Origin of the sequence: Desulfovibrio sp. OH1186_COT-070, from assembly GCF_003860215.1 — a bacterium.
Lineage (GTDB): Bacteria > Desulfobacterota > Desulfovibrionia > Desulfovibrionales > Desulfovibrionaceae > Desulfovibrio.
The window spans coordinates 12,424-34,056 of record NZ_RQYH01000020.1 but is presented as its reverse complement, the minus strand read 5'-3'; the positions used below and the strand labels follow the sequence as shown (position 1 = coordinate 34,056).

17 protein-coding genes and 1 tRNA gene are annotated in these 21,633 nt (G+C 59.0%); 10 read left to right on the top strand and 8 right to left on the bottom strand.

The annotated features are described in order from the left end of the window. The first annotated feature begins 83 nt into the window (after positions 1-83). Genes trxA through EII23_RS07840 form a run of 3 tightly spaced genes read left to right on the top strand, consistent with a single transcriptional unit; the run spans position 84 to position 2,054 of the window. Positions 84-407, top strand: coding sequence for a thioredoxin (trxA, locus tag EII23_RS07850; protein ID WP_124792837.1), 324 nt, complete (start codon positions 84-86; stop codon positions 405-407). Further along, on the top strand, positions 404-1,330 hold the full coding sequence (trxB, locus tag EII23_RS07845; RefSeq protein ID WP_124792836.1) for a thioredoxin-disulfide reductase: 927 nt from the start codon (positions 404-406) through the stop codon (positions 1,328-1,330). Before trxA ends, trxB begins: the two co-directional genes overlap by 4 nt. Continuing rightward, on the top strand, positions 1,323-2,054 hold the full coding sequence (locus EII23_RS07840; RefSeq protein ID WP_124792835.1) for an outer membrane protein assembly factor BamD: 732 nt from the start codon (positions 1,323-1,325) through the stop codon (positions 2,052-2,054). The genes trxB and EII23_RS07840 overlap by 8 nt, the downstream gene beginning before the upstream one ends. Positions 2,055-2,131: 77 nt before the next feature. Here the strand turns inward: EII23_RS07840 and EII23_RS07835 are convergent, their stop codons facing one another. After that, on the bottom strand, positions 2,132-2,659 hold the full coding sequence (locus tag EII23_RS07835) for an N-acetyltransferase (protein WP_124792834.1): 528 nt from the start codon (positions 2,657-2,659) through the stop codon (positions 2,132-2,134). A 243-nt stretch (positions 2,660-2,902) separates the two neighbouring features. Here EII23_RS07835 and EII23_RS07830 point away from each other — a divergent pair, with 243 nt between their 5' ends. Next, a complete protein-coding gene (locus EII23_RS07830) occupies positions 2,903-4,387 on the top strand; it encodes a cation diffusion facilitator family transporter (RefSeq protein WP_124792833.1) in 1,485 nt (494 codons plus the stop codon). On the opposite strand, the gene yihA is transcribed toward EII23_RS07830, so the two are convergent. After that, on the bottom strand, positions 4,360-4,959 hold the full coding sequence (yihA, locus tag EII23_RS07825; protein ID WP_124792832.1) for a ribosome biogenesis GTP-binding protein YihA/YsxC: 600 nt from the start codon (positions 4,957-4,959) through the stop codon (positions 4,360-4,362). The genes EII23_RS07830 and yihA overlap by 28 nt on opposite strands. A 153-nt stretch (positions 4,960-5,112) precedes the next feature. Between yihA and efp the strand changes: the two genes are divergently transcribed. The 6 genes from efp to EII23_RS07795 all read left to right on the top strand — a co-directional run bounded on the left by efp (position 5,113) and on the right by EII23_RS07795 (position 12,173). After that, positions 5,113-5,670, top strand: a complete 558-nt coding sequence (gene efp, locus EII23_RS07820; protein WP_124792831.1) for an elongation factor P — start codon at positions 5,113-5,115, stop codon at positions 5,668-5,670. Positions 5,671-5,673: 3 nt separating this feature from the next. After that, the gene (locus EII23_RS07815) at positions 5,674-8,046 is read left to right on the top strand and encodes a DNA translocase FtsK (protein WP_124792830.1); all 2,373 of its coding nucleotides are present in this window, start codon (positions 5,674-5,676) and stop codon (positions 8,044-8,046) included. 57 nt (positions 8,047-8,103) lie between these two features. Then, positions 8,104-8,781 carry an outer membrane lipoprotein chaperone LolA gene (lolA, locus tag EII23_RS07810; protein ID WP_124792829.1) on the top strand — a complete coding sequence of 226 codons (678 nt, stop codon included), beginning with the start codon at positions 8,104-8,106 and terminating at the stop codon, positions 8,779-8,781. A gap of 50 nt (positions 8,782-8,831) precedes the next feature. Next, positions 8,832-10,715: a cytochrome c biogenesis protein CcdA gene (locus EII23_RS07805; protein ID WP_124792828.1), complete on the top strand. Its 1,884-nt coding sequence runs from the start codon at positions 8,832-8,834 to the stop codon at positions 10,713-10,715. A gap of 170 nt (positions 10,716-10,885) precedes the next feature. Next, a complete protein-coding gene (locus tag EII23_RS07800) occupies positions 10,886-11,362 on the top strand; it encodes a chemotaxis protein CheW (RefSeq protein ID WP_124792827.1) in 477 nt (158 codons plus the stop codon). 292 nt (positions 11,363-11,654) lie between these two features. Beyond that, the gene (locus EII23_RS07795; RefSeq protein WP_124792826.1) at positions 11,655-12,173 is read left to right on the top strand and encodes a hypothetical protein; all 519 of its coding nucleotides are present in this window, start codon (positions 11,655-11,657) and stop codon (positions 12,171-12,173) included. A gap of 68 nt (positions 12,174-12,241) precedes the next feature. Here EII23_RS07795 and EII23_RS07790 read toward each other — a convergent pair whose 3' ends face one another. The 6 genes from EII23_RS07790 to EII23_RS07765 form a co-directional block, all read right to left on the bottom strand. Next, a complete protein-coding gene (locus tag EII23_RS07790) occupies positions 12,242-12,865 on the bottom strand; it encodes a nucleotide exchange factor GrpE (protein WP_124792825.1) in 624 nt (207 codons plus the stop codon). A 342-nt stretch (positions 12,866-13,207) separates the two neighbouring features. After that, a tRNA-Leu gene (locus EII23_RS07785) sits at positions 13,208-13,294 on the bottom strand. Positions 13,295-13,434: 140 nt separating this feature from the next. Next, positions 13,435-16,338, bottom strand: coding sequence for a PD-(D/E)XK nuclease family protein (locus EII23_RS07780; protein ID WP_260424642.1), 2,904 nt, complete (start codon positions 16,336-16,338; stop codon positions 13,435-13,437). Between the two features lie 41 nt (positions 16,339-16,379). After that, positions 16,380-19,625 carry an exodeoxyribonuclease V subunit beta gene (locus EII23_RS07775; RefSeq protein ID WP_124792823.1) on the bottom strand — a complete coding sequence of 1,082 codons (3,246 nt, stop codon included), beginning with the start codon at positions 19,623-19,625 and terminating at the stop codon, positions 16,380-16,382. Positions 19,626-19,715: 90 nt separating this feature from the next. Further along, positions 19,716-21,029 (bottom strand): ATP-dependent 6-phosphofructokinase, encoded by a 1,314-nt coding sequence (locus tag EII23_RS07770; protein WP_124792822.1) that lies wholly within the window; start codon positions 21,027-21,029, stop codon positions 19,716-19,718. An 11-nt stretch (positions 21,030-21,040) separates the two neighbouring features. Continuing rightward, positions 21,041-21,604, bottom strand: coding sequence for an HDIG domain-containing metalloprotein (locus EII23_RS07765; protein WP_124792821.1), 564 nt, complete (start codon positions 21,602-21,604; stop codon positions 21,041-21,043). Between the last annotated feature and the right edge of the window lie 29 nt (positions 21,605-21,633).

Sequence of the window (21,633 nt, the reverse complement as noted above, 5' to 3'; positions counted from 1 at the left end):
AGTACAGTCCTCTTTTGACCGTGTTCACAGGAATGCGGGCATGACGCTCCGCGTGACCACAAGAAAAGGCAAGGAGTATTGCTATGGCTGAGCAGGTTACTGACGCCACTTTTGAAAACGTTGTCCTCAAATCGGATCTTCCGGTACTGCTTGACTTCTGGGCTCCCTGGTGCGGCCCCTGCCGCGCCGTTGGTCCTGTGATTGACGAACTGGCCACCGAATACGCTGGCAAGGTGCGGGTTGTGAAAATGAATGTGGACGAAAATCCCGCTACGCCCACGAAGTTCGGCATCCGCGCCATTCCCACGCTGGTTCTTTTCAAGAACGGCGAAACCGTGGAGCAGATAACCGGGGCTGTGACCAAGGCCGCCCTGAAGGATCTTCTGGATACCAAGGCTCTGGCATGAAGGGCTATGATGCCGTTGTCATAGGCGGAGGGCCTGCCGGCATTACCGCGGCCATGTATCTGGCGCGATCCGGTTGTTCCGTGCTTTTGACGGAGCATATGGCGACGGGCGGGCAGATATTGCAAACGGAAGCCCTGGAAAATTATCCTGGATTCCCGCAAGGCATCAAGGGATATGAACTGGCGGATCTGTTCACTGCCCACCTTGAAGGGCTGGGCGTGGACAGATCCGCGGTAACGGTGGAGTCTGTTTCCGGGGATGCGGGCCAATTTTCCGTCCGCGCGGGCGGAGAAGAACATGCGGCAAAGGTCGTCCTTGTCTGCACGGGGGCACGCCACCGGCAACTCGGCCTGGAGGGTGAAGACAGGCTGCGCGGACGGGGGGTTTCCTACTGTGCCCTGTGTGACGGCAATTTTTTCCGCAATCAGACTGTCGCTGTGGTGGGTGGTGGCAACTCCGCTCTGGAGGAATCCCTCTATCTCGCCAAACTGGTGGACAAACTCTACCTCATCCATCGACGTGACGAATTTCGCGGGCACAAGATATATCTGGACAAGATCATGCATCTGTCCGGAAAAATCGAGCTTGTTCGCAGTTCGGTCATCACAGGTCTGCACGGAGACAACCAGTTGACAGGCCTGTCCGTCAAAAACCTGAAGACCAACGATGAGCGGGTTCTGGCTGTGGACGGGCTTTTTGTCTATGTGGGCAGCGAACCTGCCACGGGCTTTCTGCCCGACGGCATTGCCTGTGATGCCCAAGGATTTCTCGTGACGGATACGGAAATGCGCACCAGCATTCCCGGTATTTTTGCCGCTGGCGATATCCGCTCCAAGCTTTGCCGCCAGGTAATCACTGCAGCCGGTGACGGCGCTACGGCCGCCCAAGCCGCTTTTGTTTTTCTGGAACAGCTCCATGCGTAAAAAACTGCTTCGCATACTCTTGATCGGCGCAAGTCTTTTCATGTTTTCCGGCTGCGGCATCATTGACATGATCTATTTGCCGCCAGCGGAAGATACCGCACAGGAAATCTTTGAGGCTGCCAACGATGCCATGAGCGAAAAGAACTTCGTGCGGGCGGTGCAACTCTACAACAAGCTGCGGGATACCTATCCCTTCAGCCCGTACACGCGCGATGCGGAGCTTTCGCTGGCCGATGCCTACTTTCTTGATTCGGAGTATGAGCTTGCTGCGGAGACCTACAAGGACTTTGAATCGCTCCATCCGCGGCACGAAGCGATTCCCTATGTCTTGTACCAGACGGGCATGTCGCTCATGAAGCAGTTCCGCTCCATTGACCGGGCAACAACGGAATTGCAGGAGGCCTACGACTATTTCAACCGCCTCCGTCAGGTCTACCCCGACTCCCCCTATGCCAAGAGCGCAGAAGAACACATGGTCACCTGCCGCAGGCTCATGGCCGAACACGAGCTGTATATCGCCGATGTGTTCTGGCACATGAAAAAATATGGCCCTGCCTGGCGTCGCTATGAGTACATCGTGACCACTTTCCCCGATGTGCCGCAGGTGGCGGAGCACGCGCAGGAAAAAAGCCTGGCCGCATACCACAACTACCGCGAGGAACAGGGACGGGAAGTGCGCGAAAAGCGCCAGGGTTCCTGGAAGCAATGGTTCCGCTGGCTGTAGCCACGCGTCATGATTCAGGCCCGCTTCGGCGGGCTTTTTCATTTTTCGTTGGCAGGTGCGCCGAATTCACGCGAGGTTCAGAGGTCGAGCTTTTTTTCAAAGAAAAGGTGCCTGTCGTGAGGAATCATGCCTCCGACGCTCATGACACCGGATTCCACCACCTGAAAACCCAGTTTGGCATACAGGGAACAGGCGGGAATGTTTTGCGCGCCCGTGTCAAGCCGGACGGCCTCGCAGGAGTGCTGCTTCGCCGTTTCCAGGGCATGCTGCACGAGAGAGGAGCCGATGCCCCTGCCCGCCATGTCCGGATGCACCAGAATCAGGTGGATCACCATCACTTTCTCTGCGGGAGCCCGGCTCGGCCAAGCCACTCTTGCGTATTCGGCGGGCTGGTTTTTGTTCAGAATCATGCTTCCCGAAATTTTCCCCCTTGTCTCACAGAGATACAGGGAGTTTGTGGCCAGAGCCTGCTCCGCATCCTTCCGCGTAGGATATATGCCTTCCCGGAAAACAGTGAACGCTCCGTACTTTTTTTCGTGCGCAAAATGCTTTCGGTATCCTTCTTCAATCTGATCCAGATCCGTTTCCAGGGCATGTCTCAGCATAGCGTCGCCTCCGCACGTCCGTCCGTGTTTTTCGACAGCCACAACCCGGTTCCAGGAGAGTGGATTTTGCGGGCCTTTTTGCTCGACCTTTGGCCGCCAATTTGGCAAGATCATGGCTGTCCGTTTCTTTTTCCTCCGTTCGGCGGCCTTTCGTCAACTTTCGGCCCGCAGCCAGACCTGCGGAAGGTGTGGGCAAGTCATGACCCGGCCGCCGATGCGGAGTCTTTTCCGGGGGGATGCCATATGGCTGCCGAATACACTGCCGAACAGGAAAAATATCAGGCAGCCCTTTTTTCCCTGCTGGCGGCATGCATTCTCACCACGGTAAAACTGCTTGTCGGCATCCATACCAACAGCCTCGGCGTTTTGTCCGAAGCCCTGCACAGCGGGCTGGATCTGCTGGCTGCCGCCATGACGGTGGGGGCTGTTCGCGTTGCGTCCCGCCCGGCCGATTCCTCCCATCCCTACGGGCACGGGAAGGCGGAAAGTCTCTCTGCCCTGGCGCAAACACTTCTGCTTTTCGGTATTTGCCTCTGGGTTGTCTACGAGGCCGCCCAGCGCCTCATGGCAGGCGAAAGTCCCGTAACCCCTTCCCTGTGGGGAGTGGGTGTGATGGCCTTTTCCATTGTTGTGGATATTTCGCGCGTGCGTTCTCTGCGGCGTGTGGCCCGCAAATACAAAAGTCAGGCGCTTGAGGCGGACGCTCTGCATTTTTCTACAGATATTCTTTCCTCCGCGGTGGTGCTGGTGGGCGTGCTTGCCGTCTGGTTGGCCTCGGTTCTGCATCTTCCCTCTCCGCTTTCCCGCGTTCTTGTGCAAGCTGATACGGTGGCCGCCCTGCTGGTGGCGCTGATCATTTTCCGGGCGAGTTGGCGCATGGCGGCTGAAGCGGTCAATACCCTGATGGATTCCGGATCCGCGCGGGAGAGGGAGGCTGTGGCCCAAGCGGTGGGGAATGTGCCCGGCATTGCCTCGGTAGGCGGTGTGCGCGTACGGAGCAGTGGCGCGCAAAGCTTTGTGGATCTCAGCGTTGGGGTTGATTCTGGCATCCGCGTCAGCGAGGGGCACCGGCTGGCGCATCTGGTGGAGCGGGCCGTCACGGATGTTCTGCCGGGGGCTGATGTTACCGTGCATGTGGAGCCGTGCAGCCGGGATGCCGGAGGAGAAAAAAATCCTTTTCTTCTCATACAGACTGCGGCATCGGCGCACGGGCTGTCTGTGCACCATATCCGGCTGTTGCAGGGAGACGCTGGGCCCCGCGTGGAATTGCATGTGGAGCTTCCGGGAGAGAAAGCCTTTGCCCAGGCCTATGAGGACGTCAGACTTTTTGAGGAGGCGCTGCGCGCGCGATGGCCTGCGGCGGAAATCGTCAGTCACTTGGAGCCGGAATTGGCGCTGACAAACGGTGAGGCAGGAAGGCCTGTGCCTGAGGCCCTGCTGCAAATGGCTTGGAACGAAATTCAGGTCTTGGCGGCTCGTGAGCCGCTTGTGCGGCATCCGCACGGTTTTTCCGCATATACCCTGCCGGAGCAGGGTATATGCGTTGCCTTTCATTGCGTGGTGGGCGAGGGGCTCACAGTGCGGGAGGCACATGCCGTGAGCGAGCGCCTTGAGCAGCAGTTGCGCCTCGCCGTGCCGGTGCTGGCCCGCATCACCATCCATATGGAGCCGCCGTGCAGCAGTCCGGATGTCGTCAGTACTCAGCCTTCGCCTCTGTCGACCGGGTGATTTTTTGCAACAGCCATGAGGGTACGCCACAACTGGTCAATGCCCGTCCGCGCGCTGGCGGAGGTGAGCAGAGGGCGGATGCCCACAAGGTCCTGCCACTGCCGCTGGGCAGTGGCGCGCTGGTTCTGTTTGCACTTGTCGGCCTTGGTCAGCACGGGCAGGATGTCCCGTCCGGCAGCGCGGGCAAAGGCCGCCAGATCCTTGTCCAGCTTTTGCGGCGGGAGGCGACAGTCCAGCAGGAGAGCCAAGGCCTTGAGGCTTGGGCATGAGGCAAGGTAATTTTCCAGCATATGCGCCCATTTTTCACGCTCGGTGTGGGAGGCGCGGGCATAGCCGTATCCGGGAAGATCCACCAGATAGAAGCCGTGCGGCTCAACTCTGTAAAAATTGATGGAACGGGTCTTGCCCGGAGTGGAACTGACCTTGGCCAGCTGCCTTCTGCCAGCCAATGCGTTGATCAGTGACGACTTGCCCACATTGGAGCGCCCGGCCAGAGCGATCTGCGTTTCGGGTCTGGCAGTCAACTGGTCAAGGGTATATGCGGTTGTTTCGAGGTGCAGGTGGGCATCCATACAAAAAATCTACCCGGTTTCCCGGTATCTTGACAAGCCATTTTCTATGAGAGAACATAACAGATTCAGAGACAATGTGAATTTTTACGATACGCGGCGGCTGTACTCCGGATTTTTTGACAGGACGGAGTTGGGCGCGGCAGAGGAGAATCCATGTATTCCACCACTGATTTTCGCAAGGGCCTGAAAATTGAAGTTGAAGGCATCCCCTATGAAATTGTGGAATTCCAGCACTTCAAACCCGGCAAGGGCGGAGCAATGGTCCGCACCAAGCTGCGCAACATTCTTACTGCCCGCATGCAGGACATCACATTCCGCTCCGGCGAAAAGGTGGAAAAACCCGACCTGGAAACTCGTGACATGCAGTTTCTCTACCGGCAGGACGAGGAACTCATCTTCATGGATCTGACCACGTATGAGCAACTCCACATGCATGTCGACACAACAGATGGCAAGGAGGGCTTTCTCAAGGACGGTCAGGAGTGCCGGGTGCTGCTCTACAAGGGGGCTCCCCTTGATATTGACATTCCGGTAAGCCTTGTTCTGGAAGTGGTGGAAACAGAACCGGGGGCCAAGGGTGACACGGTAAGCAACGTCACCAAGCCTGCCAAACTGGAAACCGGTCTTGTGGTTCAGGTGCCCATTTTCGTCAATGAGGGCGACCGCATCAAGGTGGACACGCGGAGCAGGGAATACCTGGGGCGGGAATAGGCGCTGGAGAGTGGGGAGGGCGATTCCACGAACACCCATGCTTTCAGCCGGGAGCTTCTCGGCCTCTTTCTGATTTTTTGGGCGCTGCTTCTTCTGCTCAGCGTGCTCACTTTTGACGCCAACGATCCCAGCCTGAACCATGTGGTCAGCGGGGCAGCTCAAGTGCAAAACAAGGCTGGACTGTTCGGCGCGTACACCGCCGGATTTCTCAACGATGTTTTTGGCATCGGTGCCTATTTGTGCCCCCTGCTTTTCGGAGCCATGGGCGCTGCTTACGTTTCACCCGCATACGCCCTGCACTGGCTGCGCTGGTGCGGGTTTTTTCTGCTGACTCTCTGCCTTCTGTCTGTCAGTTCAGCTTGGGATATTGCCCTCGGCGATCTTGTGGGAGGGGGCATGGTGGGCAGTGCCCTGCACGCCAATACCAGCCGGTTTCTGAGCCCGGGCGGTTCCGCCCTGATGTGGTTTTTTGTCATTCTTGTGGGGCTGCAACTGGCTTGCAATATTTCGTGGTTTCATCTCGCGCGAAAGTTTGCCCTGTGGATCCGCCAAAGACTGGAGGCGCGTTCCGGAGAAAGGAGCACTGTTTCGCCCGTGCAGCCTGAACAACCGGAAACGCCGCAGGAGGCATTTTCTGCGTCCCGCTGGTTCGCTGCCTGGGGAGGTTGGTGGGAGAAAATGCGCGACCGTTTGGGCAACATCAGGCCCTCACCGGTGAAGATTCCCGATATTTATGAAAAAAATCCTCCGGAACCGGAACCTGCGGACGACGAGCCTTTCTGCCGACCTGAAGAAATTGTCCCGCTGGCTGTGGAACGGGAAGAGGCGGAAAATCCCGCACAGCAGACCGCTCCTCCCCCTGCCGCCCCCTTTGCCTCTGAAGACAGGCGCGAGGCGCTGGCGGTTGCCGTGCGGAATGCAGGTATTGCCGCACCCCGGAAAAAAGCCGCCATTCCGCTGCCCGGTCTTGATCTTTTGGCCGCTCCTTCCAAATCCGGCTCCCCGGCGGTGCGCGAAGACCGGGAAGCCAGAGGCAGGGCGCTCATGGCCTGCCTCAAGGATTTTGATATTCAGGGCGAGCTGGTGCGCATTACCCCCGGCCCTGTGGTGACCATGTATGAGGTGCGCCCGGCTCCGGGCATCCGCGTGAGCAGAATCGCCAATTTGAGCGATGATCTGGCCTTGGCTCTCAAAGCCATTGCCGTGCGCATCCAGGCACCCATTCCCGGTTCGGACACCGTGGGGATCGAAATTCCCAACGACAACCGGGAGACCGTCAACTTTCGGGAGCTTGCCGCCTCGGAGATTTTTCGCAACGGCTGCGGCCCGTTGACCATGATCATTGGCAAGGACATTGCGGGCAAGCCCTTCATGGCCGATTTGACCCGCATGCCGCATCTGCTGGTTGCCGGCGCCACAGGGGCCGGCAAAAGTGTCTGCCTCAACAGCATTCTCATCAGTCTGCTGTACCGCACCCAGCCGCAGGACATGCAACTGTTGCTTGTGGATCCCAAGCGTATCGAATTGGCCGTCTATGCCGATGAGCCGCATCTGGTGCATCCCGTGGTAACGGATATGAACGAGGCCAAAAACGCTCTGGACTGGGCCGTGCACGAGATGGATCGCCGCTACACGGCCATGGCGCGCCTTGGGGTGCGCAAGGTGACGGATTTCAACCAGAAGCTGGCGGCCTTCAAAAAAGATTTGCCGCCGGACTTTGCCGACCTTGAACCTTTGCCGTATCTTGTTATTGTTATTGATGAACTTGCCGATCTCATGATGACAGCCTCCCGTGAGGTGGAGACCAGCATCGTCCGCCTCGCGCAACTGGCCAGAGCTGCGGGCATCCATCTGATTCTGGCCACGCAGCGACCCAGCGTGGATGTGGTCACGGGTCTGATCAAGGCCAACTTCCCCTGCCGCATTTCCTTCCAGGTCACTTCCAAGCATGATTCACGCACTATTCTCGATCAGGTGGGCGCGGAGCATCTTTTGGGCAGGGGTGACATGCTGTTCAAGCCCAGCGGCGGGCGTGTGCAGCGCCTGCACGGCCCTTTTCTCAGCGATGAGGAGGTGCAGGCCGTGGTGACCCACTGGAAACGGCAGCTCAGCCCGGCCTATAGGGTAGATTTTGCACAGTGGGGGCTTGAGTCCGCAGGCGGCGGTGCCGGAGGTGGCTCCGGAGATGCGGCCCAGGATCCCCTGTACGGCGAGGTACAAAATTTTGTGCGGGAACAGGGGCGGGCGTCCATTTCTCTGGTGCAGCGGCGTTTCCAGATCGGCTTCAACCGCGCCGCCCGTCTTGTGGAACAACTGGAACACGACGGCATCATCGGTCCGGCCGACGGCAGCAAGCCCCGCGCGGTGCTCAACTAGACCCCCGGCGCGTTGCCGCGCCGACATCCCACGGGCGAAGTCCGCCCCGGAGGTCATATGCGTTTCTTCAGTGTATCCTGCGGCATTTTTGTCGTCTGTTTTTACGTGTGGGGCAGTCTTGCGGCCCAGGCCGCAGACACGGTTTCTGTCATTCAGGCGCGGTACGAAAAGCTGCGCTCTTTTTCCGCGACGTTCGAGCAGACCCTCACGCACAAGGAGAGCGGCTCCGTGGAAAAACGGCAGGGCACGCTGCTCTTCCGGAAGCCTCTGTTGATCCGGTGGGAGACAGCCCGGCCACACGAAGAAACGCTGGTTGTCACTGACCGGGAAATCTGGAACCATCTCCCCGATGAGGCGGTGGTCTACCGCTATCCTCTTGAGCTTGTGCAGGATTCGCGCAGCATCATTCAGGTCATCACCGGGCAGGCCGCGCTGACCAAAGATTTTGACGTCAGGCAGGAAGAACGGGAAAACGGCTTGACGCGCCTGCGCCTGTATCCCAAAGAACCTGCCCCGCAAATGGTGGAAGCCCTTCTCTGGGTGGAGCCGGAAACCGGCTATATCCGGCAGGCGCGGCTTGTGGATTTTTATGGCAATACCAATGAGGTGCGCTTTATACGTTTTCAGCCTGACGCCGCCCTTGAACCTTCCCGGTTCCGCTTTCAGCCCCCCCAGGGGGTTGAGGTGGAAGACCGGACAGGCAGCAGTGTTCAGGAGCGGGAGCTCTTCAGGTAAAAGCCTTGCGGCGGGCCGACGCGCAAGATGTTTTTGGGGACGGAAAGAAGATGTTTTCCGAAATGCTCCATAGCAGCCGTGTACAGGGCACCCCCCGCGCGTGGCGGCGCGTGTTTGGAGGTTTTGCCGCCTTTTTCCTCTTTTTTGTGCTGTGCCCCTGTCTGGCTTGGGCAGCAGACCTCCAGCCCCGTCTGGAAGTGGCGCGTCAGGGGGAAGATCTGGTGGCGGCCCTGCACCTGACAATCCCTGCGGGCTTTCACGCCTACGGGCACGATCCGGGGGAGAGCGGAAGGCCCACATCCATCGATTTTTCTGTGGGGGGCGCGGCTTTTCCCGTCCGCTATCCGCAGGGAGCCTTGCAGCGCGATTATTATGATCCTTCGGCCACAGTTTTTGTGTACGAAGATGCGGTGAGCTTTTTTGTTTTCCTGCCGCCGGACGCTCCGGGAAAGCCCTATGCTGCGGATATCAGCATACTTTTGTGCTCCCGGCACAAATGCCTGCCGCTCAACGAACGGGTGACGGGCATAGTGCCGCAGGCAGAGGGCACTGTGGAAAACACCTCGTGGCGTGCCCTGTGGGAAGCCAGCAGGGAAGGCACTCCCTCCGGCGAAGCCGTGCTTTCGCAAGAAGAAAGTGAGGAGGCGGCAGCCGACGTGTCCGCTTTGTCCCGTCCCGCTCTGCCGCCTCCTGATACCTTTGCAGTCCAGCTTTCGCCCCGTTTTATGGACGCATCCCTCGAAATTGCCGGTTTGGGCAAAGCATTGCTTTTGGGGATCTTGGCTGGTCTGCTGCTCAACTTCATGCCCTGCGTGCTGCCTGTGCTGACATTCAAGGTCAGCGGTCTGCTGCTTGTCGACGGTTGCGGTCGAGAAGGCATCAGGCGCTTTCGGGAGCACAACCTCTTTTTTGCTGCGGGCATCATGACGCTGTTCAGCGCGTTGGCCATGTTGCTTGGTCTGGCAGATCTCATGTGGGGGCAACTGTACCAGAGTCAGGCAGTGCTTCTGGTCATGCTGCTTGTGGTTTTTCTGATGGGACTGTCCATGCTGGGCGTTTTCACTCTTCCGGTCATTGATCTCAAGGCGGGCAGCCATTCTTCACGTCCGCGTTTGCAGGCCTACGCTACCGGTCTCATTTCCACCTTTCTGGCAACGCCGTGCAGCGGGCCTCTGCTGGGCGGGGTTCTGGGGTGGGCCTTCACGCAGCCGCTGTATATTATTGTGATCGTTTTCTGGGCCGTGGGGCTGGGCATGGCCTTGCCGTACATGGTGCTCAGCATCCGGCCCGATTTCGCCCGCATCCTGCCCAGGCCGGGCACATGGATGCGCACTTTTGAACGCATTGTAGGCTTCTGCCTGCTGGGAACGGCCCTGTACCTGCTTTCCATCCTCCCGGCACAAAAACACATGGACGTTCTGTGCGTCCTCCTTGTGGCCGCTATGGGCGTCTGGCTGTGGGGGCAGTACTGCGGCATCGCCGCCCCTGTTCTGCGGCGGCGCCTGGTGGGTGGGCTGGTGGTCCTGTTGCTGGCGGGATCGGTTTTCTGGATTTTGCGTCCAGCGGCTCCCTTGCCCCGGTGGGCGGACTTTACGCCGGAAACGTTCACGCGTTCCTTGGGCGAAAAGCCCCTGCTGCTGGAATTCACTGCCGACTGGTGCCCCAACTGCAAGTTTGTGGAAGCCACGGTGCTGACGGACGAACGCTTGCGCAAATGGCAGGCCATGTATAACGTAACCTTTCTGCGGGTGGACATGACCAGCGCCAATGCCTATGCGACCCGTCTTCTGGAGGGGCTCGGCAGCAAGAGCATTCCGTTGACAGCGCTTTTTCCTGCCGGAAACGAAGCGCAGCAGCCGCTCGTCCTGCGTGACGTGTACAGCGTGCAGACTCTGGAGCGCGCACTGGAGCAGGCGTTTGTTCCGTCCAGATGAAGTGCCCACTGGTATATGGGCGCATGCACCTGCAACGCAAAGACCGGGCCTATGGTTTTTGGGGGGGGCGCCGATAAGATTTTGCAGCGGGGGATCGCGCGCGTGCCGGTAGTGGCCGTACGGGGATCTGCCGGGCGTTGGCGCACACTGTTCCGGAAGGAGAGCTGCTTATGGATTTGAGTCAAAAAAAACAGGAAGACGAACTGCTGCAACTGGTGACGTTCAGCATCGGTGACGAAGAATTCGGCGTGAATATCCTGAAAGTTCAGGAAATTATTCGCAGTATGGAAATCACCAAGGTGCCGCGCGCCCCAGAGTTTGTGGAAGGCGTCATCAATCTGCGCGGCAAGGTGATCCCGATCATTGACCTGCGGCGGCGTTTTGGCCTGAAGCCCAAGGCGCACGACAAGAATACGCGCATTATTGTCATTGAAATCACCAATATTGTGGTGGGATTTGTGGTGGATGCCGTGTCGGAGGTTCTGCGCATACCAGCCAGCACGGTGGAACCGCCGCCGCCGGTGGTTGCCGGGGTCGATTCCGAGTACATCAGCGGCGTGGGCAAGCTGGCCGATCGCCTGTTGATCATGCTTGATCTGGATCGGCTGCTTTCCAGCGATGACATGGAACTGTTGACCTCCATGTAGAGCTAACCCGAAGAATTTTTTTCGATTTCTTCGGAAGTTTGGCATGCGTGTCTGCCGTGCGGACGCACAAGGGCGGATGTTGTCTGGGCGCGGACGGGATTTTCCTGCCCGCGCCCAGAGCAATGACACGCAGAGAAAGATCGCCTGTAAGGGCTGAAGACCGTGCACTTTTCGGCAAAACAGGTATATGCGGCCTGCGGTCAGGATGGCGGTGCGTGTACGCTTTTTTTGCAATGAGCAAAAAGCGGGATGGCGCAGTGAAGATCGCTGTGCCAGATCTCGGGAGAAAAAGATGAAAACAGGAAGAAGCGCGGCGTTTGGCTTGTGCCTTGTCCTCATACTGCTGTGTGCCAGTGTGCCCCGGGCGGAAGATGTGCCCCATGATCCCAAGGCTCCTTCCTACGCCAATTCCCGGTACGGGTTTTCCCTCCAGTGGCTTCCCGGCAAATACAGCGTTGTGGAGTCGGACAATGGCGACGGTATCACAGTCAAGGACGGCAAGGGGCTGACCATGCTTGCCTATGGCGGTATGGACCCTGCCACCTTCGAGCTCTCCATTGAGGATGCCATGAGCGAGGCCAGGGAATCTCTGAAGCAGGTGACGTATGAAAAGCTTGACCGCAAGGGATGCTGGTTTGCGCTTTCCGGATATGCGGAGGATGGGAAGATCCGCTATATCAAATGCTTTTACGGCCCCAGCGAATGCTATACCCTGGAATTCACCTATCCTGCCAAAGCCAGGGCGGAGTATGACAAGTTTGTGGAGTTTGCCGTACGGCACTTTGTGCCCGGAGGGGACATTCCCAAGTAGGGCCAAAACACAGCAACAGACCGTGCGGTGCGAAGGGCACTTCTTCCTGACGCCGTGAGCGCATGCGCTTACGGCGTCACCATTACCTTGGCGGGCCGCAGCAGACGGTCGTTGAGCCTGTAGCCGGACTGGAGAACGCGGGCCACGGATTGCGGCGCATAGTCCGAATGCGCCTCAAACCCCACTGCCTCATGGACGGCGGGGTCAAACTCCTGACCTTCTTCGCCCACAGGCTTCAGCCCGTGCCTGGCTACAGCCTCAAGCATGAGCTTGCGGGTTACTGCCAAGCCCTGAAGCATGTCTTTGCAGGCGTCATCCTTGCTGCCGTACTGCAGGGCCAGATCAAAATTGTCCAGCGTGGGCAGGAGGTCGCCGAGCACCTTTTCTGCGGCAAAACGCATTTTTTCTTCATGCTCGCGGGCCAGGCGTTTTTTGAAATTGTCCATTTCCGCAGCGGAGCGCAGATGCAGTTCCGCCATTTCTGCCCGATGCCGTTCTTCCAACTCCCGCAGACTGTCCTGCCCAAACAGCGGTTCCTGCGCTTCCGCCTCAGGAAAGGGTTCTGCCATCTCCTCTGCGGCTCGCGCCTGGTCGGGAGCGTCTGGTTCCGCATCCCGGAAAACAATATTTTCTTCTTCATCACCGGGCAGGTTTGCAGATTCATACGGGTGGTACGGATGGCGGCGGTGCATGTTTCCTCCTGAAGCGGCCTGCGGGAATTTCTGTATCACAGGCTGTCTGCGCGCGGGCAAATCTGCCTGCCGGAGATTTGCGAAAGTGCTTCGCTGGGGCGGCACGGCGTTTCCCCTGCTTCCAGATAAGCACAAGCCCCGTACTGTCAAGACAAAATGGGCAGCTCTCTTGTGGCGGTCAACCGCATACACACGCAAAACCCCGCGCATCGTCATCAATCATGCGCGGGGTTTGAACATTCTCAACATACGCATCCAGCCGGCAAATGCCTTGCGCATGTCATGTAAATGCCGTGTCATTCCAGATTTTGCGGGAATGACACAAGGGGATTGAAATCATTCTGGTACCGGGAGCGAGACTTGAACTCGCAAGGGGTTGCCCCCGGCGGATTTTGAGTCCGCTGCGTCTACCAATTCCACCATCCCGGCACACCTGCCAGTCCCGTTTTTCCTGGTGTGGCACGGCATGCTTTGTAGAGCATGCCGTGCTTTTTCGTCAAGAAAAAAATGCCGTTCCGCATGCGCGGTCAAAGGCGTTTTTGCCTGCGGCGCAGGCATTCTTCCTTGCTCTACACAGCGCACAGCGCGGCATAGGGGCACCATGTGCAATGCCTGTCGCGCTTGGCAAGAAAGGACGGCGCGAACTCCATATGTCGCAACACCAGCGCCAGCGCCAGATTGCAATAGTCCAGCGCCTTTTCAAGGTCTTTGTCCACAAGGCCGCCAAAGAGAAGTTTTTCCTCGCCGGAAGAGCGCAGGTCAACCAGCGCGGCGTCTTCCAGAGGGCCGATGCCTGCGGCAGCGGCCATGGCAAGGTAACACGGCAGTTGCAGGCTGGGCAGACGGGGGCGCAGCGCGTCAAAAAGAGCTTCCAGTTCTGCATATTTTTCGGCATCCGGCATGCTGTCGGGTGCCCACTGTTTCCACAAGTCCGATACCCGCTGAAAAAAATCCAGGTCTGTCCAGAGCGTGTGGTCATACGGCTTGATGTGCCCGGTCTTGTAGTCAAGAATGTACACACGACCGGAGCGCTGATCCAATCGATCCATAACGCCCTTGAAAGAATAGCGGCGACCGGCCAGAAGCAGGGAAGCCGTGAGGGGGGCTTCCAAGTCAAGAATGAGCGCCCCTTCCGGCTGCTTGTCCAGAAAATTCTGCAAGCGCAGGGGAGCGGCTTCTTCCAGCATGAGAAAACTGGCGGGGGGCAGTTTTTTTTGCAATTCCTGCTCCTGCACGGCCTTTCGGAAAGCCGTGTGCAGATCACGGGGACTGATGTTCCCCCGGCAGACAGTCTTGCCTTTGTAGGGAGCATAGAGGGAATACAGGGTCTTGTGAATGCATATGCCCACAGCGGGCGGATCATCCCCCTCGTTGACCTCCCCTGGCTGGCGCAGGCCACAGAGATAGTGGCGGGCAAAACGCAAGGGGCATTGCAGGTACACGTCGAGAGCTGTGGCAGAAAGATCGCCTTGCAAAAATGTGCGGACTTTGTGCGCCAGGCCCGGTCCACGGGCAAGGTTTCCGGTCGGCGGGGAAAAAGCGTGAACAGTACAGGCCGCGGTTGCAAAAGAACCTTTGCCGGGTTCAAGCAGTGTTCCTTGTTTTTTTTCTTCTTCCCAGATCAGCTGTTCCACAAAGCGGCTGCGAGATTTTTTTTCGTCAAACAGGGAGGAACGCCGGATTCCCTCCTGCCAGTAAAAGCGCACCTTTTGGGCTCCTGCACACAGGCGGTACAGGGTATGGGCCGCAGCGCGTTCGCGGCTGTGGGAATCGGGAAGGCCGAGCATCTGGCGGAGGGGATCGGGCAGGAGGGGATCCGGCGCGGCGTTTCCGGGCAGGTTGTCGTCAGTGGCGTCGACAATATGCACATGGTCAAAGCGGAGCATGCGAGTTTCCAGCATGCCGAGCACTTGGAGGCCTGTGAGGGGATCCGCTTCAAAGGGAATGCGTTCCGCATGCAGGATATGGCGCACAATGCCGTACAGCGTCTGCCGGGGAAAGGGGATCCGGGCCAGGCTGTTCTGCCGCAGTTGGGGCGTTATATGGAGCGCGAGCCGGTATATGCCTTCGGCATCAAGCGGAAAGCGCCGCCAGATATCCGCTCCGTGGTCATACAGGACAGAACATATTTCGTTCAGGCAGTCCGCCATGTCGTCCAGGGTGCGGGCCGCCTCCGGCTTCCGGACAAAGGCATCCATTGTCCGACGTAGCAGTTTTTGCTCCGGCAGAGGCAGGTCCGGGACTTGCTCAAGCACCGTATCCAGATCCTGAAAGCGCGTTCCGGCAAGAATCGCTTTTTCCAGGCGGCGCAGCGTCCGGCGCAGAAAAACAGGTTCTCCGCCCCCGGTGTCCACACGCAGCATGCCCCAGTAAGGGTGTCGCAGGCATTGGAGAATATCGCGCCAGTAGTACAGTCCGTCTTCCACGCTGTTGGTCTGCATTTGCAGCAGGGCTTCCAGAAGCCGGTTGAGGGGCGACCGCGCCAGGGGGTAGCCCATGGAGACGTTTACCTCCCTGTCGGGAAGGTGGTGCAGAACCGGCATGAGCAGGGAATTGTTTGTCAGTACCACTACGGAAGACGGAGGGTTGGCGGAAGATCCGGACGGCACGGGTTCAGACAGGGCGCGGCGCAGGGCCTTGAGCTGCGAGTGGCAGTCGTAGCCGGAAAAAAAGGAGATTTCCGGACTGTGCGCGGCCTCTGCCACAGAAAGGTCAAGGGCCGCGCGTGCACGGGCTTTCCAGCGGCGGATCCAGGCAGCCTGCCCGTCACAGGCCCAGTGCCCTGTTCCTTGCGCCAGTTGCGGATCCGTATGCAGGCACACATGCGCTCCTGCTTGCCAGAGGCGGCGCAGAATAAGCTCTTCGCTGCCGGTGACCAGAGAAAAGCCTGCAATCACCACAGGCCGGTTTTCTGTCGGGAGAAAGCGGGCGGGAACGGGGGCGGTATCGTGGGCCAGCACATGCCTGTCCAGGCCGGGCGTTGTCCAGCCTTTCTGGTGCAGACCTTCCTGATAGGCGGTGGCAATGCGCCCCAAAGCTCCCAGCAGAGCCGCGGCGGGTGCTGCCACCTCATGCTCCGCATGGTGCATATCGGTGGGCCGCACATTCTGGGTCAGCATTTCTTCCAGCAGGGACGCCAGGCGAAAACCCCAGGGCAGAAAAAGCGCGGTGTCCATACCGGCAAAGCGCGCCGCCAGATCGGCATCTGTTGTCGTCAGGTCGCTGACGCACTGGCGCAGCAGGGCAATGCGGTCAAGCTGGTTGGCAGTCTGCACGGCTGCAGACGCTGTGCAGGCGCGCCAGGCTGTGATCAGGGCGTCAAGGGGCATGAGCTTCGGCAGCAGCCCCGTATGTCCGTCTGCCGCGTAGAGCTTGCTGAGATAGCGCCACGGGCGGTTGTGGGGCACAATCACCAGAGCGCGTCCCGGCTGGCCGCTGGTCAGGATATTCAGAAAGTCCTTCAGATCAGGCAAAAAGTCTCTTTGCCACGGAAAAAGCAGAAAAGGCGAAGGCATTATTGCCGCACCTCCCGAGGCAGCGGTACGGAACAGTGGTCGCAGAGCGCAGAAACGGACTCTGCGTCCACCATCTGGAATTTTTGCAGGTCAAGATAGACGAGCAGACCCTTGGCCGGAGGGGACAGCGTTTTTTTGGCCGCGTCATGGCAGAGAAGGTAGTTGCGGATCTGGGCAATGTGGGCGGGGTCTGGCTGACCGCTCTTGTATTCCAGAATGAGGGGGCCCCAAGGCTCCGGCACAAGCATGTCCACGCGCAGCAGATTTCCCGCCGCATCCAGAAGCGGATGCTCGGGCCAGCCGTTTTCCAGCCAGAGCGCGGTTTGCGGCTGGGCAAGAAACCATTCCAGAGAACGGGTCAACCTTTCGGCCGCGCTTGCGGGCACAGGCAGGGGAAAGTGGCGTACGCCAAAGATCACGGCAGCATGCGCATCCGCGCAGGCATCGCCTGTGCAGTGCACATGCTCCAGGCAGAAGTGGAAAAAAAGCCCCCTTTCTTCAGGGCTGAAAAATGGCTCTTGCCCCTGCGCTCCGTATGCGTGTGGCGTTCGGCCTCGGGCAAGGGCGCGCAGGGGGCTGCGAAAAATCTTCAGGCGCGGCAGCCAGTCCATGGGACGCCAAGAGGCGTCAAACGGCCGGGCGGCAGGGTTCGCTTTGGGGTGGGGTTTTGGTTCGTCCGGTGCATCGGGTGCTTCTCTGCCACCAGAAGGAGGCATTGGATCAAAGGGGAGTTCGGCGTTTTCCAAAAGCAGTTCCAGAGCCTGGCTGGCTGTGGCATTATTGCCGTCCGTTGCCGTACAAAAAACATACAGGGCTTCTCTGGCTCTGGTGCATGCCACATAGAGGAGGTGGATGCATTCCTTAGCCTGCCGGATCATCTCTGCAAAATAGGCAGTGCCGGTTTCTTTTCTGTTATGAACAGCCATGCGCAGCCCTTCGCGCTCCAGTACGACCGGAGAGGAGGAGGGCTGGGCGCGGAAGTCCGTCCACGGCACAATGACAACCGGGGCTTCCAACCCTTTTGCCTTGTGGATGGTCATGACGCGCACGGCATCCATATGATCCGGCATGGGGACTTTTTCTTCGTTGCTTTTGGAGTGCCAGTGATCGAGGAATGTGGCCAGAGTGCCCTGCCCCTTTTCTTCGGCGCTGTACAGAACTTCCATGAACCGGCGCAAAAACGTGTCCGCCTCGGGAAAGCGGGCCTCCACATCAAGGCGGGAAAACCATTCGAGAACCATATCGTACGGCGTCATGAGTCCCGCATGGCTGTGGAATGGGGCAAGCAGGCTCTGCCAGACGGCAGGCCAGCGTTGGCAGAAACGCCGGAACAGAGGGCCTGTGCCCGGACTTGCGGCCCAGTCTTCCAGATTTGTGTCGGCAAGCTCCTGCGCTTCCGGATGTTGGCGAAAAATGGAGCCCGCAATGACGGCAAGAAAGGCGATGTCGTCCCCCGGATTGTCCAGAAAAGAGAGCAGCGCCACAGTCTGCACAACCAGAGGATGCTCGGCAAGGCGCAGGCTGTTTTCCGTGACCACAGGGATGCGCTCTGCGGCCAGTCGTGAAGCGATCAGCGATGCCTTGGCGTTGCTGCGCACAAGAATGAGCACGTCCGCCCACGGGCGTTCCGGGGCAATGTCGCGTAGCAGGGCGCAAAGACGCTCCAGAACGGCCTCACCCAGATCCGTGCTTTTTTCGGCCCGAATCTGCTCTGTGCGCACAGTGCCGCCGTCCGGAGTCGTATCAGGGCAGCCTTGCCGCGCCTCGGAAAAGGCGTGGGCCAGACTTTTTGCAGCCTGCAGGAGAAGATCTTGCGGGAACTGGCCGGGGAGCATGGCCGTGAGGGCGGCCAGGGCTGTGTCTTTCTGGTCCAGTTGCCCGAAAAGGCGGTTGTTGTACTCCACAATTTCACGGCGGCTGCGCCAGTTGGAGGGCAGCACGTGGCGCTGGGGACGCGGAGCAAGGGCTGTCAGGCGCGCGTCATCAAAAACGCTGTCAAAAAGTTCGGCATCCCCTCCACGCCAACTGTAGATGGACTGCTTCACATCGCCGACCCAGGTCAGCGAACCTCCGTGAGCCAGAGCTTCCTCCACAAGAGGGCGCAGGGCTGTCCAGTGTTCGCGGCTGGTGTCCTGAAATTCGTCTACAAGAAAATGCGTAAGCCGGACGCCCATGCGGCAGAGGGCAGTGGGCACACCGTGCTCACTTTCGAGAATCTGCCTGACCAGGCGCGGAACGAGCATCCCAGGAATGCCGGACTCCTGCTGGCGATTGGCCTTGAAAGCCTCTGCCAGAAGCCGCGCGAGTTGTATGCAGGGGTGAAGCCACAGTGCGTTTTTCAGGAGGGGGACTTCATTTTGCATGTCCCGCTGGGAGGCCGCAAGTGCTTGGAAAGCCTCCTGAACATCGTCTTGAATGGATGCCCTTTTCAGAAACAGCTGTTCAGCTGCTTCCTTGGAAAAATATGCGGAATTTTTGTGCTCTCCCTTTGCGGCGGCGGTCACTGCCGCCAGAGCTTTTTTTTGCCACGGAAGATCATGTTTTTCTGCAATGCGCAGCAGATGGTTGGCATCATGCATGGCCTGACGGCAAAGGGCCTCCTGCCGTTGGCGCAATTTTTCAGGAGAGCTGAGGTCATCCAACTCTTCCCGCAGGGCCGCATCAAAAAGAGGGCGTAACTGGTCAAGCAGCTTTTCGCCTGCCAGAAATCCCGTATCGGTGTCGCGGTGGGCCAGGGCTGTGAAGGCGCTGCGCAGCACGGTGCGCATGCTTTCGTCATGCCGGGAGCGCTCAAAAAGAAGGTCAAGATAGGGGGTCAGGGCTTCTTCGGTGGCAAAGACCGGTTGGAAGTCCGGAGGCAGATCCAGATCCAGGGCGGCGGTGCGCGCGACAAGATGCAGCAGGCTGTCGATGGTGCGGATATTCAGCGCGCTCATGTCGCGCACAATGGTGTCTGTCCAGAGCCTGCCGTGCTCCGGGGAAAGATCAAGGCCGGGTGCAGGGCTTCCCAGCGCGGCGCGCTTCAGTTGCCCGACAACGCGATCCCGCATTTCTGTGGCCGCGGCATTGGTGAATGTGATGGCCAGAATGTCTCCCCAAGCCTGTCCTCCTCCGGAGGAGGACAGGCAGACAGGCGAGCGGGGGCTGCGTTCTTCGCACCGCACGATATGCTGCAAAAAACGGCGTGTCAGTTCAAAGGTTTTTCCCGAACCTGCCGAAGCTTTGACCTGAAGAAGAGAAGACATGGCTTGCCTTTCGGAACAAATCTGCAACAGCGCAATATCCGCCTTGGCTGCGCGCACTCCGGCAAGGAACGGCAGTGCAGGCGAGCGCAATCACCGGGCGGGCTCAGGGGGCAGCATGCCGGCAAGCATGCCCTGCCCGGTGGACTCCAGCACCGCGCGCCACAAGTCCGAATAGATGTTGAGCTTGCGCCGTTTGCGGGTAATCATTTCCAGCGGCAGGTGCACATAGCGGTCCTGTATTTTGCCCACCACCATGTCTGTACGGCCAGCCATGGCGGCATGAACCGCGTACTGTCCCAGAAAACCGCAGTATACCTTGTCATTGGCGTTGGCAGCCACCGATCGGATGATATAGCTTGGGTCGATATATTTGATGGAATGGTCAATGCCTCTGCCCTTGAGGTAAGCGGCTATCGACGTGCGCAAAAGATCAGCCACATCGCCCAGCACCGGATTGCCCGATGCGTCCGTGCCGCTTTGCTGGGCAAGCAGGTGTTGCCCGGCCCCCTCCGCAGTCACGATGACGGCATGCCCCCGCGACCGGAGGCGCTCCTCAAGGGCGGGCAGAAGGCCTCCCGGACCCTCCAGGGCAAAGGGCGCTTCGGGAATGAGCACAAAATTGACTTCCTTGAGGGCAAGGGCGGCTCGTGCCGCGATAAAGCCCGATTCCCGCCCCATGAGCTTTACCAGACCGATGCCGTTGGGCGCGCCGCAGGCTTCCGTGTGGGCGCATTCAATGGCCTCGGTGGCCTTGAAAACCGCGGTTTCGAAGCCGAAAGACTGGGGAATGAAATTGATGTCATTGTCAATGGTTTTGGGAATGCCGATAATGGAGAGCTTGAGTCCGCGCGTCTGCACCTCCTCACTGATGGCAAGAGCGGCTTTCATGGTGCCGTCGCCGCCGATCACAAAAAGAACATTGACATTGTTGCGTTCCAGCGTGTCCACGATTTCTTCTGCGGACTGCGGTCCGCGTGAGGAGCCGAGCACGGTACCGCCGAAGCGATGGATGTCGGCCACTGTCGAGGGAGTCAACTCGCGGATGCTGTGCCCGTAACGGGGAATGAAGCCTTCAAGACCGTACGGTATGCCCAGAATACAGGGCACCCTGTAGGCATGAAAGGCCTCCATGACAATGGCGCGGATCACGTCGTTGATGCCCGGGCACAGCCCGCCGCAGGTCACGATGGCGCATTTGGCGCGGGAAGAATCAAAATAGAGTTTTCTGCGCGGCCCCGCGGCCTCGAAACAGAGGCTGAAGGGCGCCTCGACATCTTCCATGATTTCTTCGTCAACAAATACCTGTATGGTCTTGTTGTCGGCCCAGGTGCGGTAGGGAAGGCCGGAGTCGAGCTTGCAGGGGCCGAGGGTGCGTATGCCTGACTGGAGAGTACACTGTTGCATGAAAAATATTCCTATTCCGGGTTGACCGGGCCATGATCTGCGGCCCTGGTTTTCATGGCATCAATGGTCAGAGCCAGAAACGCGTCCAAATCCAGCCCCGCTTCAGCGCATTGCCGGATGTTGTCCCGCTGCACGCTGGCTGCGAAGGCTTTATCCTTCATTTTTTTTCTGATACTTTTGGAGGTCAGCCCTTCAAATCCCGTGGGACGGACGAGAACCGCGGCGCTGACAAGCCCTGTGACCGTTTCACCGCAGCGAAGCGCGTAGTCAAGGCGTGTGGAGGGCAGGGAGCCGTTATGTTCCGCATTGTGCGCCCGAATGGCGGACAGCGCGTCTTCGGGCAAAAGCCCGGAAAGCGCGTTTGCCGCTTCAATCCCGTGCATTGCAGGATTTTCTGCCGTTTGCGGATAGTCCAGATCGTGCAGCAGCCCCGTGAGTCCCCACAGGTCTTGATCTTCGCCAAAATGTCCGGCCAGGGCGCGCATGACGGCTTCCGTATCCAGAGCATGCTGCAAAAGGCCGGGTGGAGTTTCCTGTTCCGCAAGCAGGTGCAGGGCTTCTGTACGCTGGATCATGACCGTATCCTCCCCATGCCGCAAATGTA

Excerpts from the sequence above, each read along its gene's own strand:
- trxA (WP_124792837.1), top strand. The coding sequence starts at position 84 with ATGGCTGAGCAGGTTACTGACGCCACTTTTGAAAACGTTGTCCTCAAA.
- EII23_RS07800 (WP_124792827.1), top strand. The coding sequence starts at position 10,886 with ATGGATTTGAGTCAAAAAAAACAGGAAGACGAACTGCTGCAACTGGTG.
- yihA (WP_124792832.1), bottom strand. The coding sequence starts at position 4,959 with ATGGATGCCCACCTGCACCTCGAAACAACCGCATATACCCTTGACCAG.
- EII23_RS07790 (WP_124792825.1), bottom strand. The coding sequence starts at position 12,865 with ATGCACCGCCGCCATCCGTACCACCCGTATGAATCTGCAAACCTGCCC.
- EII23_RS07795 (WP_124792826.1), top strand. The coding sequence starts at position 11,655 with ATGAAAACAGGAAGAAGCGCGGCGTTTGGCTTGTGCCTTGTCCTCATA.
- EII23_RS07765 (WP_124792821.1), bottom strand. The coding sequence starts at position 21,604 with ATGATCCAGCGTACAGAAGCCCTGCACCTGCTTGCGGAACAGGAAACT.
- EII23_RS07805 (WP_124792828.1), top strand. The coding sequence starts at position 8,832 with ATGTTTTCCGAAATGCTCCATAGCAGCCGTGTACAGGGCACCCCCCGC.
- EII23_RS07830 (WP_124792833.1), top strand. The coding sequence starts at position 2,903 with ATGGCTGCCGAATACACTGCCGAACAGGAAAAATATCAGGCAGCCCTT.
- EII23_RS07835 (WP_124792834.1), bottom strand. The coding sequence starts at position 2,659 with ATGCTGAGACATGCCCTGGAAACGGATCTGGATCAGATTGAAGAAGGA.
- trxB (WP_124792836.1), top strand. The coding sequence starts at position 404 with ATGAAGGGCTATGATGCCGTTGTCATAGGCGGAGGGCCTGCCGGCATT.
- efp (WP_124792831.1), top strand. The coding sequence starts at position 5,113 with ATGTATTCCACCACTGATTTTCGCAAGGGCCTGAAAATTGAAGTTGAA.
- EII23_RS07840 (WP_124792835.1), top strand. The coding sequence starts at position 1,323 with ATGCGTAAAAAACTGCTTCGCATACTCTTGATCGGCGCAAGTCTTTTC.
- EII23_RS07770 (WP_124792822.1), bottom strand. The coding sequence starts at position 21,029 with ATGCAACAGTGTACTCTCCAGTCAGGCATACGCACCCTCGGCCCCTGC.
- lolA (WP_124792829.1), top strand. The coding sequence starts at position 8,104 with ATGCGTTTCTTCAGTGTATCCTGCGGCATTTTTGTCGTCTGTTTTTAC.
- EII23_RS07775 (WP_124792823.1), bottom strand. The coding sequence starts at position 19,625 with ATGTCTTCTCTTCTTCAGGTCAAAGCTTCGGCAGGTTCGGGAAAAACC.